Genomic DNA, 16,003 nt, shown 5'->3' with positions numbered 1-16,003 from the left:
TAACTATGCTACAGTGTGTATTAGTTGAATTTTATAACGCAATGAAAGGAATTTATGTTTGTCCCTCGCAAAGTAGCCGACCGCTATCGTGAAATGATCAACAGCATTGGCTTTTACCCTTCTGTACTTTCGGTTGGCTTTTTACTTTTTGCTGTAATTACCATGTCGCTTGAATACATAGCGCCTGTAGAGCAGCTCAAGGCGTTTATATCTGTTGTGCTGGTAGATAGCGCCGAAAATGCCCGCACCATTTTAAGCACCCTAGCAGGCAGTATTATATCGCTTACGGTGTTTAGTTTTTCTATGGTGATGGTGGTTTTAAATTCGGCCAGCGCCAGTTTATCTCCGCGGGTTGTACCTGGGCTTATTACCCGTAAGTCGCATCAAATGGTATTGGGCTTTTATTTAGGTAGCATAATTTACTCAATTATTATGCTCATTAATATTAATAAACTTGAAGGTGGCGATACCGCTATCCCATCGCTTGGGGTGCTGCTGTCATTGGTGTTTGGCTTAGTATCGCTTGGTTTGTTTGTATTTTTTATTCATTCAATATCTAAAGCCATTCAAGTAGATAATGTACTTAACGGTTTATTTAGCCAAACTAAACGCGAAATTAAAGCCATTGTCGATAGGCAATCAGAAAAACCGTTCACTGACTTTCCTGATTTTACACAGTGGCACTCAGTTAATAGTACTACCGAGGGTTATTACAAAGGGGTGCATACAGATAAGTTATGCGCCATATTAGCCGAGGAAAATATTCGGGTGTATATCTCGGTAAACCAAGGTTACTTTACCGTTAAAGGCTATCCGTTTTTAAAATGCGATAAAGACATTTCTAACAACGAAGAACTTATCGCTAAAATTTTAGACTGCTTTATTTTTTATATAGAAGAGTACATTAGCGATCATTACCGTTATGGATTAACGCAAATTTCAGAAATTGCCGTTAAAGCAATGAGCCCAGGTATTAATGACCCAGGTACAGCGGTTAAATCGATAGATATGCTGAGTATTTTGTTAATTGAGCGCCTGTCGCTTAACGATACAAATTATTCGTTTAAACACAGCGACAACGCCCCGTTACTCTTTATACACGAAACCAGTTTTGATGAGTTACTGCACCATAACTTTACGCCACTGCGTAATTACGCAAAAGGCGATGCGTATGTAATGACAAACGTTTTAGAAGCATTTAAAAATATATTGTTTGTAGCGCATGGCAATGATGCAGCCCGAAACAGCCTATTTAATTACTTAAATGCCATTGTAGATGACATAAACGAGCATGTAAGTAACGAATACGACAGACAAGAAATTACCAACATGCTTAACGCTATTGCACGTATTAGCAAGCCACAAGGGGATAAACTAGTGGCTCGTTTTACCTGCCAACATACTAGTCAATAAAGTAAACCGCATAGCTAGACGCTGTTACTTTAATTTCTCCAGCATGATACGCATCAGGAACAAAATTACCGGGTGCGCTATCTGCTACCATCATTGTTTTTTCTGAGCGTGCATAAGGCTGAGCAGGTACGTTCATCGGGCTTAGCGATGCCGTATATAACCCTTTTAGCTCAACGCCGTAATCGGCACTTAATTCTTTGGCGGCTTTGCGGGCATCTTGAATGGCCAGTTTTTGCGCCTGTTTGTGCAGCTCTTCATAGTTACTCGCTAAAAATTGCGTTTGGTTTATTTGGTTAATGCCGTTATTTACTAGGTTTTGTAACAGCTGAGGGTATTTTTCGATTTGGGAGAGTTTAACGCTTAACGTACGCGACACTCTAAAGCCTTTAAATTCTTGCTCTCCAGAGCTTCTGTTGTATTGGCTTTCGCGATTTATAGAAATATGCCCTGCATTAATATTACCGTCTTTAATGCCAAGCTCTTTTACTAATTTGATAGCTTTAGCCATAGTTTTATCGGCTTTGTTTTTAGCATCAATTAGGTCTTTATCTATTTCTACAATACCTACGCTTAATTGTACGTAATCAGGCATAGTGGTTACGGTTGCTTCACCTTTAACATAAATATGAGGAGCATTAGGTGTTGAGTTTGCATGCGCATCAACGCTTAAAGTACTTAAGGCAATTGCGCTACTTAATAAAAGAATGTGTGTTTTCATTGCATTATCCATTGTATTTTTGTTGTCACCATTAAAGAGCCTACGTGGTTAACAATAAATGAACAAGCACAAAAAAACAGGCAATTGCCTGTTTTTTGTAACTAGCTGTAACGCAATGTACAGCCTTATTTACTTTACGTTACTCAGCGTAATTAAATGCTACAACGTTTGTAGTTACGGTATTTAGGTAACCAGTAATTTCTATCAATAGCAGCCCACAGTGCATCGTCGCTAATCTCAAGAGCTACGCCCTCTTCAATTGCCTTTTTAGCCACTGCAAATGCAATACGCTTACTTAATGTTTCAATTTCAGTCAGTGCAGGTAATAAGCTGCCTTTACCGGTGTTTGCACGTGGTGATGACTCAGCAAGCATTTCGCTCGACATGCTCAGCATTGCATCGGTAATGCGTGTTGCTTTTGCTGCAATTACACCTAGGCCAATACCTGGGAAAATATAACTGTTGTTACACTGTGGAATTGGGAACACTTCACCATTAAATTCTACTGGCTCAAATGGGCTACCCGTTGCTACAAGTGCTTTACCTTCAGTCCATTTAATAACATCAGCTGGGTGTGCTTCAACCTGCTTAGATGGATTACTTAATGGGAAAATTATCGGCTGCTCACAGCCTGAGTGCATAGCGCGGATAACTTGCTCGGTAAATAAACCCGGTTGACCCGATACACCAATTAAAATATCAGGTGCTGCACAGTGCATTACATCTAATAATGAAGCGTATTCGCCGCTGTAAGTCCACTCGCTTAATGCAGCTTGTGGTTGCGCTAGTGCTTGTTGGAAATCGCGTAAGCCTTCCATACCTTCAGTGAGTAGGCCAAAACGGTCAACCATAAATACTTGGCTGCGCGCTTGTGCTTCGCTAATACCTTCAAACACCATTTGGCTAATAATTTGCTCAGCTATACCACAACCGGCTGAGCCTGCGCCAACAAATACCACTTTTTGCTCACTAAGGGTTGAGCCTTTAACACGACACGCAGCTAATAAAGAGCCTACAGTTACCGCTGCTGTACCTTGAATGTCATCATTAAAGCTACAAATTTCGTTACGGTAGCGCTTAAGTAAAGGCATAGCGTTTGGCTGAGCAAAATCTTCAAACTGCAGTAATACATTTGGCCAGCGACGTTTAACCGCTTTAATGAATAAGTCTAAAAACTCATCGTATTCATCTTGCGCAATACGCTTATGACGCGCACCCATGTACATAGGGTCATTAAGCAGTTTTTCGTTGTTAGTACCAACATCAAGCATTACAGGTAATGTGTACGCTGGGCTAATACCACCACACGCTGTGTAAAGTGATAATTTACCAATAGGAATACCCATACCACCAATACCCTGATCGCCTAGGCCTAAAATACGTTCGCCATCGGTAACCACAATTACTTTTACTTTGCCTTTGGTGGCGTTACGTAGAATGTCGTCAATTTGATAGCGATCTTCGTACGAAATAAATAAGCCACGCGCACTGCGGTAAATATCTGAGAATTTTTCACAGGCATCACCAACCGTTGGCGTGTAAATAATTGGCATCATTTCTTCAAGATGATCACGCACTAAACGGTAGTAAAGTGTTTCGTTGTTATCTTGAATGGCACGCAAGTAAATATGCTTGTTTAAGTTATCGTTAAAGCTTGAATACTGCTGATAACAACGCTCAACCTGCTCTTCAATTGTTTCAAAACGTGGAGGAAGCAAACCCGCAAGGTTAAAGTTTTCGCGTTCTTTTTTACTAAACGCGCTGCCTTTGTTTAAAAGCGGAGTTTCAATTAGGCCAGGGCCAGAGTAAGGAATATAAAGGTAGTTAGGATCAGTATTAGTTGTCATATTTCCAGGCTTTAACGGAGTCTTAAGTTATGATCTGCCATTATCATTGTAAAAGGTTAAATTGCAATGACAATTAAGCTTGTCAGACCATTGAGAGAAAACACATGCAGGCTTCACTGCCTGCATGGCTATTATACATAAATTAAAATTTGATAGTGGCGTTTTTGTCAGTTAAATCCGACAAAGCAACCCCTTCACGGCGCGGATCGGCACCGCCATACAATTTATTGTTTTTAACTTCTACGGCATGTAAGCCAGAGTTTAAATCAAGTACGCGTACCGCATGGCCGCGTTTAGTTAATTGTGGGGCTATGGCTTCAAGCGCGGTGCCTTTTTCAAGGCTCGTGTAATCGTTACGATTGGTGGTTCTTGGCAGGTTAATCGCCTCTTGTGCCGATAAATTCCAATCCAGTACACCAATAACCACTTGCGCTACGTAATCAATGATACGGCTGCCACCTGGCGAGCCAACCACTAAGCGTAAGCTGCCGTCGTTGTTAAACACCATTACTGGCGACATAGAGCTGCGTGGGCGTTTGCCCGCCTCAACGCGGTTAGCTACTAATTTGCCGTCAATGCGTGGCGAAAGCGCAAAATCGGTTAATTGGTTATTTAAAATAAAGCCATTAACCATCACAGTTGAGCCAAACGCCATTTCAATTGAACTGGTCATTGATACGGCATTACCAAAGCTATCTACAATGGATACATGCGATGTTGATGGCAACTCAAAAGAATCATCTTTTGCGTAGCTTAAATAGCCTACTGGGTTACCAGCTACTGCTTTTGTGTCTTGCTCAGTAATAAGCTTGGCGCGCGATGCAATGTACTTTTTATTTAACAGCTCTTTGGTAGGCACTTGTGTAAAATCTGGGTCGCCCATGTACATATTGCGATCGGCAAATGCTATGCGTGAGGCTTGGCTAAAGTAATGAATTGCCTCTTCGCTATTAGGTTTAAGCGCGCTCATGTCTTTGTGTTCAAGCAAGCCTAAAATTTGTAATACCGCTACACCACCACTGCTCGGTGGTGCCATAGAGCACACATTATAAGCACGGTATTTAATACATACCGCGTCGCGTTGCTTGCTTTTGTAATTAGCCAGGTCTGATTCGCTTAATGTACCCGGTGCAATTTTTGAATTTTGCACTGCGTTTACCATTTGCTTAGCGTTATCGCCTTTATAAAATGCATCAATGCCTTGTTTAGCAATGTCTTTGTATAAATTAGCTAAGAGCTGATTTTTTTTAATCGTACCGGCTTTAATTAATTCGCCATTAGGGTAAAAGTACTCGTTAATCACCGGCATACTCATTACACCTGGGTTTAATTGGCGTGCCAATAAACCGTGTAAACGTGGCGATACCTCAAAGCCCTGCTCGGCAAGTTTAATAGCGGGTTTAAATAACTCGCTCCACGCAAGTTTACCGTATTGTTGATGCGCACTTGCAAAGGCGTGCAAAATACCTGGCACACCCACAGAGCGACCGCCAACAACTGCTTCAATCCACTTAACGGCTTTACCGTGTTTATCTAAAAACAGATTTTCGTCAGCATTTTGTGGCGCGGTTTCACGGCCATCAAAGCTTGTAAGTAGGTTATCGGCTTTGTTGTAGTACATCATAAATGTACCACCACCAATGCCCGATGATTGTGGTTCAACTAAGGTAAGCACTAATTGCGTTGCAATTGCCGCATCTACCGCGCTTCCGCCTTTAGCTAAAATCTGTTGTCCAGCTTGTGAGGCATACGGGTTGGCCGCGGCCACCATGTATTGATCACCAGTTACTAATTGTTTTTGTACAATTGAGGTGGTGGCTTCTGGCTCGCGAATTTCTAATTTTGCAGGCTCTTTTGCTATTGTTGGCAGCGTTACTGCAAACAAACCAATAGTAAATAATGACTTAAGTTTAAAATGCATAAAAATACTAAAAACACTTAATTACGTAGTTGTATTTGGCATCTTAAAGTTAAACGGGCACAATATGCAAAAATTTTGACTAAAAAAACATAATAAAATGCTTAATTTACCGCTACAACCTCGTTATTTACTTCCGCCATTATTTTTGATGCTTTTTAGTATTGTTTTTGCTGCATTTGATTTAAATAATTTACTTGAATTTAACCGAGCGCTCATTGAAAACGGCGAAGTTTGGCGAGTGTTTACCAGTCAATTTGTACATGCTAACTGGGCGCATTTAGGGTTAAACGCATTAGGCATATTTTTAATTTGGTTACTGCATGGCGAATACACATCACCTGCGCGTTATGCCTTTAATGTGTGTTTTTTAGCACTGTGGTGTGGGCTCGGCGTATTATGGTTTTGCCCTGCTATATCTATATACACGGGGTTAAGCGCCCTATTGCATGGTGTCATTATTTGGGGAGCGGTGAAAGACATTACCCTGTCACTTAAATCGGGTTATTTATTATTTATAGGTGTGTGGATAAAAATAATAATGGAGCAAGTAAACGGCCCCGATGCCAGTATTGGCCAATTAATTGATTCAACCGTTGCCATTGATGCGCACTTAATTGGCGCGGTGGGCGGCACATTGCTTGGCATACCTTTAGCAATTAAATACTTAAAAAAATAGCGATTAGGCTTTTCAATATTAATAAAAACGCCGCGTTAGTTAACGCGGCGTTTTTGTTTTTATACTTTAATTTAAAAATTTAAGATTAAAGTGTTTCTTTAAATAATTTATGAATACGGCGGTATTCATCTAACCAGCTTGACGGCTGTACAAAGCCATGCGGCTCTACCGGGAAGATAGCTGTTTCAAAGTTTTGTTTTTCAAGTTCAATTAATCGCTGTACTAAACGTACTGAGTCTTGAAAAAACACGTTATCGTCAACCATAGGTGCGTTAATTAATAAGCGCTTGTTTAAGCCCTCAGCGTAATAAATTGGCGAGCTGCGCTCATACGCTATGGGATCTACATCTGGGTGATTTAAAATATTAGCCGTGTAAGCGGTGTTGTAATGCGCCCAATCGGTTACTGGACGAAGTGCTGCCCCAGATTGAAATAGCTCAGGGGCAGTAAATAGCGCCATAAAGGTCATAAACCCGCCGTATGAGCCACCGTATGTGCCTACTGCGTTGGTATCAACATTTGCGTTTTGCGCCATCCATTTAACGCCATCTGCTAAATCTTGCGTTTCAGGTGTACCCATTTGACGATAAATCGCAGTACGCCAATCGCGGCCATAACCTTTAGAAGCGCGGTAATCCATATCCATCACTATGTAACCTTCATCGGCAAGTAATGAATGAAACATAAACTCACGAAAATACACAGACCACCCCATGTGTGAGTTTTGTAAATACCCTGCTCCGTGGTTAAAAATAACCGCTTTACGGGTTTTGCCTGTTTCACCTTCTACATAGTCACTTGGGTAATACACCTTGGCATAAATAGGTTGCTCTGTGTGGCTAGATGGCACGGCAACAATTTTAGGTGCGGTGAGCTTTTTAGCTAAAAATTCATCCGACACCGTATGGGTGAGCTGTGTAGCAGTGGTGTTTGCTTTAGCATCGGCAACAAAAAGCTCTGTTGGCATTGTTATTTTAGAGTGCTTAAGCAGTAATTTACTTTCGTCTGGGCTTAACGTGTAGTCGGTCATACCGTTAAGGTCTGTAACTTGCTCATTTTTACCTGTTTGTGGATTAACACGGTAAATTTCGTAAAGACCTGGGTGCTCTACGTTTGCCTTGTAATAAATAGCGCTATTATCATGAGTTAACGTAATGTCCGATACTTCAAACTGGCCACTAGTTAAAGCGGTTGCTTTGCCGTTAAGCGGTTTTTTGTAAAGCTGACTATAGCCCGACTCTTCTGATAAGTAATACAGGGTGTTTGAATTATGTAACCAGCCAAAATTGTTAAACGCGTAAGCTATCCAAGCATCATCATGTAGGCGGTGCTGCGACACAAGCTCGTTTTTATCAAAGTCGATTGTGGCTATCCAGCGGTCTTTGTTATCCCACGCCTCTAGCATAATGGCAACTTGCGTGCCGTCATCGTTCCACACTATGGGGGCTTGGTTTAAACCCCAATTAGTAATTAAGTTAATACCGCGTGGCGCTTTTTTAGATTTATACGTTTTACCATCACGCGCGAAGTTTTCTTTTTTAACCTCGGCTAAAACATCTTCATCAAAGCCCGGTAGCGTATCAAAGCTCAGTGGCGTTTGTGTTTTATCTACAAGGTTAATGTGTATCACCGATGATGTTTGCTCTTTTGCATCAGCCACACGACGGCGCACTTTTTTAGGCTCAATAGTGGCATCATCGGTGATGTAGTTAGGCATAATATCGCCTTTATCACGCCACGATTGCTGCTTTTGCAGCACAACAATTAAAGCATCACCGTTTGGCGATAGTTGCGCCTCTTTAATTACATTGCCATCACCTAAATAAAAAGCGGTGTTAGCAATGGAGCTATTTTGCGCGTTTATTTGCTCATTGCGTGTTTGTGTATCCTGTTTGTTTTTATGTTGCAGCGCCACAAACTCAATCAGTTTATGCTGCTCTTTTGCTATGTAACTAGTTGGCTCTTGTAAGCCTTTTGGCTCATCGGCCAATTTTAAGTTAGCAAGCTCTGTACTTAGCCCTGTTTTTAAATCAACTTTAAAAAACACATTACCTTGGCGGTAAACTAAATCGCCATTGTTTAAAAACTGTGGTTTAGACTCATTAGCTGAGGTGGCTGTTATTTGTTTAAGTTCACCCGTTGTAAGGTTTTTAACAAATACATTGCCTTTAAAGGTATAAGCTTGAAGTGTTCTATCTGATGAATAAACCGCTTTAGAAGCACCTACAGTATGCAGTTTATCAAGTGAAACTTGCATCGCTTTTTTGCTGTTAATTGGCTGGCTATAAATATCGTTTAGGTTACTGCCATGCTGCTTTTGAGCATAAATAATGGTGGCTGAATCACTTGCCCAGTACGCATTTTTAGGCTGGTTGCCTATCCAATCAGGATTTGCCATGGCTTGTTCTAGCGTAATATTTTGCGAGCCAGCATCAGCAGGTGTGTTTACAACCGCAGCATCAGCAGGTGTGTTTACAACCGCAGCAACAGGAGTTGCTGGTAAAGCGCTTTGCTGTGATGAAGAGGTATTAGCGGTAGCACTACAACCTGCAAGCATAATGCTAGAGGTTACAGCAAGCGCTACTAATGTTTTTGATGACGATAGGTTAAAAATCATAGTGCTTCTATACGGTTATTATAATTGAGCCGTATTTAAGCAGAAGCACTTGAGTTATTGCAATTTTTTAAGATAAATAACGCATTTTCACGGTAAAGCTGAGTTTACTCTATTAGCAAATCGAGCCACACCAATCGGTGATCGCTCGATGCGTTTCTATCTTTTATTAATCTATATTGCTCGCTGTTTTTAGTGGGCCAAAACACCCCGCCATCTTGTATTTTGAACCCATAGGTAGACGGTAAAACATAATCTACACGCGCTTGCCAGTTAGCGGTAAAGTGCTTTGCGTATGACTGCGGGTACTGCTCTTTAGCACCGGCGCTTTGCGGTATAAATTGCGAATTTATAAGTGGATTATTTAAAATTTGATTGGTGGTTTCAACCCGAGCTTTATCCCCTTCAGGCGTGGCGTTTAAGTCACCTAAAATAACAAACCGTGAGTTTGCTTTTAATCCGCCTTTTTGGCCGTTATCGTCGTAAATATAGGCTTTATTAGCAACATAATCGGCAATTAACCTAACTTCGTCATGATTACGTTTGCCGTTTCTGTCTTCGTCGCCATCAAACACCGGCGGTGTTGGGTGCGAGGCAAGTACATGCACTGTTTTATTATTTACTACAACAGGTACATCCCAAAACGATTTAGAGCTAAGCCTAAGCGCTTGCCATTCTTGCGTGTTATACCAATTCTCTTTTGTTTTAGGGTCTACTGGCATTTGCGCATTAGGCATATCTTTATATTTAAACGTTTGAAGCGTGCGCAGTTTCTCAAGGTTAATGGGGTATTTAGATAAAATAGCCATTGCGTAATGCCCTTCAAAAAAACCAAAACCTTGCGCATCGCCCATTACAGCGGTTTTTTTACCGTTGTTATCAAGGTCAAAATCAGTAGCAAGGCCTGTATTTACAGGGGCAATAAAGCTGTATGGGTAATCAATGGGGGCTTGTTTATTTTGGCTTACATTTAAAAACTGACGTTTAAAAAAATCTATACCTTGCGCTTTTGGTACGTAGTCAAACTCGTTTAATAAAATAATGTCAGGGCGAACACGCTGAATTATTTCGGCTATATTTTTTATTTGCTGGTGGTTTGATTTTAGTGCCTTAACTAGCGCATCGGGGTTTACTTGCTCGCCTTTTGGCGTGTGATTAGTTGCATCCATACTCACATTAAAAGTGGCAATACGAAGGCTTTGGCTGGCTGTAGCATTTAAACTAAATGAAGCGGCAATGGCTAATGCGCCATAAAGTATGTTTAGTTTCATTTTTTTACTTCAAAAAATTAAAAAATAGACTTTACCAGTATTACACAATTAATACCTATTTTTATGACAAAAAAATACCGGCTTAAGCCGGTATTTAATTAGTTAATTGCAGCCTTTACTCACTTAGCATAAGTGCAGTAGCAGCTTTTAAAATGCCGGGGTACGCTTGCTCAGGTAGGTAATCGGTAAGTTGCCCAAGCTTATCGGCAAGGTTATTAATGTTATCTGCAGATACATTAATATGCCCCATTTTACGTCCAGGTTTTGCCGTTTTTCCGTACCAGTGGCTGGTTACATCACTGACTGTTAAAACCTCGGTAGGAATACATCCTTGGCCCAGCACATTAATCATGGCGGTAATATGCTTAAGCTCTGTATTACCTAGCGGTAAACCCGCTACAGCTCGCATGTGGTTTTCGAACTGCGAACAATGGCAGCCTTGCTGTGTCCAGTGCCCTGAGTTATGAACTCGCGGCGCAATTTCGTTAACCAGTAAAGTACCGTTTACATCAAAAAACTCAATGGCAAGTACGCCAACATAATTAAGCTCGTTGGCAATTTTTGTAAATGCACTATGGGCCTGCTGCTCAACCAGCGTGTTATTTTTACCCGCAATCGACAAAGTAAGCACGCCGTTGGTGTGCTCGTTTTCAGTAATTGGGTAAATAGCCACATTACCTTGCTTATCGCGTGCACCAATAATAGAGACTTCACGGTCAAACGGGATCATTTTTTCAGCAATAATGCTGTGGGGCGCATCCTGTGTGCCAGAGGCAATAAAATCAGCCATTTCTGACCAAATTTGCTCTATTTGGTCATCTGATTTTAAACGCCACTGCCCTTTACCATCGTACCCTGCTTGGCACGTTTTAATAACCAGCGGTTTACCTAGGGTTTTAACCGCTAATTCTAAATGCGCTTTTTCTGTGATCAGTTGATACGGTGCACACGCTACGTTTGTTTTATCTAGTAGCGCTTTTTCTAATCCGCGGTCGCCACCGGTTTTAATGGCAGCTTTTCCTGGGTAAAATTTATTACTGTTGCAGCACAGTGTAAGTACATCATCGGGGATATGCTCAAACTCTGCGGTAATCGCATCAGCGTCACTAATTGCCTGCTCAAGTGTGGTTGTGTAAATTTCACCGGTTAGCGGATGCATAATTTTTTGGCTGCCTACATCGTACGCAACCACATTTAAATTAAGGGGGGCGCCTGCTAGGCTCATCATTCGCGCAAGTTGGCCGGCACCTAAAATTAAAATTTTCATTTTTACTCTGCAGGACTAGGGTTAGCTAAAATAGTCTCGGTTTGCTCTTTACGAAATGCTTCAATTTTTGCAAAAATTTCTGGGTTTTGGCACCCTAAAATTTGTGCAGCAAGTAAACCTGCGTTAGCAGCGCCTGGCTCACCAATTGCTAGTGTACCCACGGCTACGCCTTTTGGCATTTGGCAAATAGATAACAATGAATCTACACCGTTTAAGGCTTTAGATTTAACCGGTACACCAAGCACAGGAAGCGATGTAAATGCCGCTGCCATACCCGGTAAATGCGCAGCACCACCGGCGCCAGCAATAATCACTTTTATGCCACGATCTGCGGCTGAATTTGCATAATCTGCAAGGAGTTGAGGAGTGCGGTGCGCAGAGACCACTTTTGTTTCGTACTCAATACCAAATTTTTCGAGCATGAGCGCTGCGTGTTCCATGGTTGGCCAATCTGATTTAGAACCCATAATAATGCCAACAGTCATAAATACTCCTCAGTAATGTATTTTAAAAATAGCGGACTTATGTCCGGTTTTAGGCGGGTATTATACCCAAACCAAGTTTAATTGCGACTCACAAAAACAAAAAAAGCCACGTTTAAACATGGCTTTTAAAGGGTTGCAGTTACAAAGTGCTTATACTTCTTTGCTTGCTAGGTATTCGCTGTAGTTGCCTCTAAAGTCAATCACCTGGCCGTCTTTTATCTCCCAAATGCGGGTGGCAACCGATGATACAAACTGGCGATCGTGCGATACAAACAATAATGTGCCTTCGTACGCTTCTAATGCAAGGTTTAACGCCTCGATAGACTCCATATCCATGTGGTTTGTTGGCTCATCCATTAACAGTATGTTTGGTTTATGCATCATAATTTTACCAAATAACATACGGCCTTGTTCACCACCTGAAATAACCTTTACAGACTTTTTAATATCGTTTTGCGAAAACAACATGCGTCCTAAAAAGCCACGAACCACTTGCTCGTCGTCGCCTTCTTGTTGCCATTGCTCCATCCACTCAAACAAGTTCATGTCTTTTTCAAACTCGTCAGCATGATCTTGCGCGTAGTAACCAATATTGGCATTTTCAGACCACTTAAACTCGCCCGACTTAGGTGCTAAACGCCCAGCAAGAGTATTAAGTAAGGTTGTTTTACCTACACCGTTTTCACCGATAATAGCAATGCGCTCGCCTACTTCTACTAAGCCTTCTAAATTTGAAAATAGCGTATTGTCTTCAAAACCTTGGCTTAGGTTAGTCATTTCTAATGCATTACGGAATAGCTGTTTTTCTTGCTCAAAGCGAATAAACGGAGATTGGCGAGAAGAGGCTTTTACTTCTTCTAGCTGAATTTTATCAATACGTTTTGCACGCGACGTTGCTTGTTTTGCCTTTGACGCGTTTGCAGAAAAGCGCGATACAAACTGTTGTAGTTCGGCAATTTGGCTTTTCTTTTTCGCGTTTTCACTTAATAGGCGCTCACGTGCTTGTGTTGCTGCAAACATGTACTCATCGTAGTTACCTGGGTAAATACGAAGTTCGCCGTAATCAATATCAGCCATGTGTGTACATACTGAGTTTAAAAAGTGACGGTCATGCGAGATGATGATCATGGTGCAGTCGCGTTGATTAAGCACATCTTCTAACCATTTAATGGTGTAAATGTCCAAGTTATTGGTTGGCTCATCTAGTAGCATAATATCAGGGTCAGAAAACAGTACTTGCGCAAGTAACACTCGTAGTTTAAAACCGGGTGCTATTTCAGACATAGGGCCGTAATGCTGCTCTGTCGAAATACCTACCCCTAATAAAAGCTCACCCGCTTTAGACTCAGCTGAATAGCCGTCCATTTCGGCAAACTCAGTTTCTAAATCGGCTACTTTCATGCCGTCTTCTTCACTCATCTCTGGTAATGAGTAAATGCGATCGCGCTCTTGTTTAATATCCCATAATTCTTTATGGCCCATGATTACAGTATCAATTACAGAGTATTCTTCGTAAGCAAACTGGTCTTGGTTTAGTTTAGCCACACGTTCATTTGGATCTGTACTTACGTTACCTGCAGAGGGCTCTAGTTCGCCACTTAGGATTTTCATAAATGTAGATTTACCACATCCATTTGCACCAATTAAACCGTAACGGTTTCCTTCGCCAAACTTTGCAGATATGTTTTCAAATAACGGTTTAGCACCAAATTGCATGGTGATGTTAGCTGTACTAATAATAGCGCTACCCTCCAAGGGGACATGATGTATTTAAATTGCGCGCAGTTTAAACTAAATACTGCTTTTTTTCTATGAAAGTTTAAGGTTGAAAGCGTATGAACTATGCCCTATTCCACTCATTAAAGGCGTAAATTAATGCCTAACAAATAGTGCCTAAAAACGTGATTAAGCCAGTGAATGCTTATTCAACTAAAAAAATGTGCTTAGCTAAAAATAATAGCGCGATTTGTGTGCCATATCAGGGTTTAAATTTTAATTAAAAAAAAACCCGTTTAACTTAATAAGTCGATTGTTTATCGCAAAGCATTTTAAAAAACAGATAACTGGGTATATATTTATGATATAAAATGCTTTTTAGAGTTTTTGCACTAGCGTTTTATTTTTATCCAACATGAAAAAAACTCAATTTAAAACCCACTTACTAGCGCTATTTTCAGCACTATTTACGTAGTTTTTAATCAAAAAAAACATATCCCTTAACAGATAAAAAACACCATTAACCTCCAGTGAATATTTATTCATTTTTGGTGTTAATTTCATTGATTATTTTTCACTTTTTGGGCCCATTAGGGCTTTGCTAGTCTTCATGCCTTCTAAATTTAATGTCACTTTTTAAAGTTAATACACACAAGGCATCACAAATGATTAAAAACTTTGTAACCCTACTATTAGGAACAAGCATAGTAGTCGCGCCAGCTGCTTCAGCAGTAGAGCTCTATAAGGATGAAAAGAACACTATTAAAGTAGGTGGTTACCTTGATGTGCGCGTTATTAATACGCAAAACCAAACCGAAGTGGTAAATGGTACATCGCGTATAAACTTTGGCTTTACTCGCCAACTTAAAAAAGACTGGTCGGCACTGCGCTTGTTGAATGGGGTGTAAACTCTGTTGGTAGTAGCGATATTATTTACAACAACCGCTTTGAATCTATTCAAGATGAGTTTTTATATAACCGTTTAGGTTATGCTGGCCTTTCGCACGAAAAGTACGGGCAAATTACCATTGGTAAACAATGGGGTGCGTGGTACGACGTAGTTTATGGCACCAATAACAGCTTTGTATGGGATGGTAATGCTGCGGGTGTTTACACATACAACAAAGACGACGGTGCTGTAAATGGTACTGGCCGTGGTGATAAATTAATTCAATACCGTAATAGCTACAACGACTTTAGCTTTGCAGTTCAAGCGCAACTTAAAAACAGCGAATTTTATACCTGTGATGTTGATGATATTTCTGAAGAAGCGTGTGAAGCCTTGTGGAATGATGGCGACAGCGCAGCTCAAGAAGTAGAGTTTAACTACACCTTTGGTGGTTCTGTAACTTATAACGCAACCGACATGCTAACGTTAACAGCAGGCGTAAACCGTGGTGAATTTGATGTAACGTATGGCGATGGCACAACACAAACCGTTGAAGACTTAATTTTTGGTGCGGGTGTAATGTGGGGCAGCATTGAAAAACCAGGTTTATACGTTGCCGCTAACATAAATAAAAGTGAAAACCACGATACCGATAACCTAGGGCGCTTAATTAAAGACTCTATTGGTGTAGAAACATTTATGTCGTACCGTTTTGATAACGATGTGCGCCCTTTTGTGGCTTATAACATTTTAGATGCCGGTGACGATTACGTTATTCAACCTAACTTTAATACCGTTCCTAATGATGTATTCAAACGTCAATTTGCTGTGATTGGTGTTCATTACTTAATTGACGAAAACACCATTGCCTACGTTGAAGCCCGTAAAGATTTTAGCGACTTTGAAAGTGAAGACAAAGACCAGCAATCGCAAATGGAAGCCTCAGAAGACGACGGGATTGCATTTGGTTTTAGATACAAGTTTTAATTTCCCACCATAACAACACACAAAGCCCAGCTATATGCTGGGCTTTTTTATTTTAAACGTTAAATGATGAAAAAAATTAAATGTTTGAATGCGTTAACAATCGCTATTATTTGTTATAACACTTTATAAAAGCTGTGTGCGCTGCGTATTAATAATGCCTGTAAACATGCTTACAAATTCACCCGAAAATTAATGGAGA

The 16,003-nt window shown here is 40.7% G+C and carries 10 protein-coding genes and 1 pseudogene; 3 read left to right on the top strand and 8 right to left on the bottom strand.

The window, feature by feature from the left end; all coding sequences use genetic code 11:
- The first annotated feature begins 54 nt into the window (after positions 1 to 54).
- Positions 55 to 1,413, top strand: coding sequence for a DUF2254 domain-containing protein (locus tag PSI06_RS12860; RefSeq protein WP_273603912.1), 1,359 nt, complete (start codon positions 55 to 57; stop codon positions 1,411 to 1,413).
- On the opposite strand, the gene PSI06_RS12855 is transcribed toward PSI06_RS12860, so the two are convergent.
- The 3 genes from PSI06_RS12855 to ggt all read right to left on the bottom strand — a co-directional run bounded on the left by PSI06_RS12855 (position 1,403) and on the right by ggt (position 5,899).
- On the bottom strand, positions 1,403 to 2,131 hold the full coding sequence (locus PSI06_RS12855; protein WP_004586601.1) for an SIMPL domain-containing protein: 729 nt from the start codon (positions 2,129 to 2,131) through the stop codon (positions 1,403 to 1,405). The two genes, PSI06_RS12860 and PSI06_RS12855, sit on opposite strands and share 11 nt — an antisense overlap.
- 152 nt (positions 2,132 to 2,283) lie before the next feature.
- Positions 2,284 to 3,978: an NAD-dependent malic enzyme gene (locus PSI06_RS12850; protein ID WP_004586602.1), complete on the bottom strand. Its 1,695-nt coding sequence runs from the start codon at positions 3,976 to 3,978 to the stop codon at positions 2,284 to 2,286.
- Positions 3,979 to 4,120: 142 nt separating this feature from the next.
- Complete coding sequence (ggt, locus tag PSI06_RS12845; RefSeq protein WP_273603913.1) at positions 4,121 to 5,899, bottom strand: gamma-glutamyltransferase; 1,779 nt, start codon at positions 5,897 to 5,899, stop codon at positions 4,121 to 4,123.
- A gap of 97 nt (positions 5,900 to 5,996) precedes the next feature.
- Between ggt and rrtA the strand changes: the two genes are divergently transcribed.
- Complete coding sequence (gene rrtA, locus PSI06_RS12840; RefSeq protein ID WP_004586604.1) at positions 5,997 to 6,575, top strand: rhombosortase; 579 nt, start codon at positions 5,997 to 5,999, stop codon at positions 6,573 to 6,575.
- An 85-nt stretch (positions 6,576 to 6,660) separates the two neighbouring features.
- On the opposite strand, the gene PSI06_RS12835 is transcribed toward rrtA, so the two are convergent.
- The 5 genes from PSI06_RS12835 to PSI06_RS12815 form a co-directional block, all read right to left on the bottom strand.
- A complete protein-coding gene (locus PSI06_RS12835) occupies positions 6,661 to 9,192 on the bottom strand; it encodes a S9 family peptidase (protein ID WP_273603914.1) in 2,532 nt (843 codons plus the stop codon).
- Between the two features lie 104 nt (positions 9,193 to 9,296).
- Positions 9,297 to 10,460 carry an endonuclease/exonuclease/phosphatase family protein gene (locus tag PSI06_RS12830; RefSeq protein ID WP_273603915.1) on the bottom strand — a complete coding sequence of 388 codons (1,164 nt, stop codon included), beginning with the start codon at positions 10,458 to 10,460 and terminating at the stop codon, positions 9,297 to 9,299.
- Between the two features lie 115 nt (positions 10,461 to 10,575).
- The gene (locus PSI06_RS12825; RefSeq protein ID WP_273603916.1) at positions 10,576 to 11,727 is read right to left on the bottom strand and encodes a 5-(carboxyamino)imidazole ribonucleotide synthase; all 1,152 of its coding nucleotides are present in this window, start codon (positions 11,725 to 11,727) and stop codon (positions 10,576 to 10,578) included.
- Between the two features lie 2 nt (positions 11,728 to 11,729).
- Positions 11,730 to 12,212 (bottom strand): 5-(carboxyamino)imidazole ribonucleotide mutase, encoded by a 483-nt coding sequence (purE, locus tag PSI06_RS12820; RefSeq protein WP_004586608.1) that lies wholly within the window; start codon positions 12,210 to 12,212, stop codon positions 11,730 to 11,732.
- Between the two features lie 150 nt (positions 12,213 to 12,362).
- Positions 12,363 to 13,952, bottom strand: coding sequence for an ABC-F family ATPase (locus tag PSI06_RS12815; RefSeq protein WP_083901794.1), 1,590 nt, complete (start codon positions 13,950 to 13,952; stop codon positions 12,363 to 12,365).
- 641 nt (positions 13,953 to 14,593) lie between these two features.
- Between PSI06_RS12815 and PSI06_RS12810 the strand changes: the two are divergent.
- Positions 14,594 to 15,804 (top strand): annotated as a pseudogene (locus tag PSI06_RS12810) (porin).
- The last annotated feature ends 199 nt before the right edge of the window (positions 15,805 to 16,003 follow it).

Origin of the sequence: Pseudoalteromonas sp. GABNS16E (genome assembly GCF_028598715.1) — a bacterium.
GTDB classification, from domain to species: Bacteria; Pseudomonadota; Gammaproteobacteria; order Enterobacterales; family Alteromonadaceae; genus Pseudoalteromonas; species Pseudoalteromonas atlantica.
Note: the sequence above shows the minus strand (reverse complement) of the source record. Positions and strands in the feature narration are given on the sequence as shown.

Bases quoted from the DNA above. Each gene is read 5' to 3' on its own strand.
- PSI06_RS12860 (WP_273603912.1), top strand. From the start codon at position 55: ATGTTTGTCCCTCGCAAAGTAGCCGACCGCTATCGTGAAATGATCAAC.
- PSI06_RS12855 (WP_004586601.1), bottom strand. From the start codon at position 2,131: ATGAAAACACACATTCTTTTATTAAGTAGCGCAATTGCCTTAAGTACT.
- PSI06_RS12850 (WP_004586602.1), bottom strand. From the start codon at position 3,978: ATGACAACTAATACTGATCCTAACTACCTTTATATTCCTTACTCTGGC.
- ggt (WP_273603913.1), bottom strand. From the start codon at position 5,899: ATGCATTTTAAACTTAAGTCATTATTTACTATTGGTTTGTTTGCAGTA.
- rrtA (WP_004586604.1), top strand. From the start codon at position 5,997: ATGCTTAATTTACCGCTACAACCTCGTTATTTACTTCCGCCATTATTT.
- PSI06_RS12835 (WP_273603914.1), bottom strand. From the start codon at position 9,192: ATGATTTTTAACCTATCGTCATCAAAAACATTAGTAGCGCTTGCTGTA.
- PSI06_RS12830 (WP_273603915.1), bottom strand. From the start codon at position 10,460: ATGAAACTAAACATACTTTATGGCGCATTAGCCATTGCCGCTTCATTT.
- PSI06_RS12825 (WP_273603916.1), bottom strand. From the start codon at position 11,727: ATGAAAATTTTAATTTTAGGTGCCGGCCAACTTGCGCGAATGATGAGC.
- purE (WP_004586608.1), bottom strand. From the start codon at position 12,212: ATGACTGTTGGCATTATTATGGGTTCTAAATCAGATTGGCCAACCATG.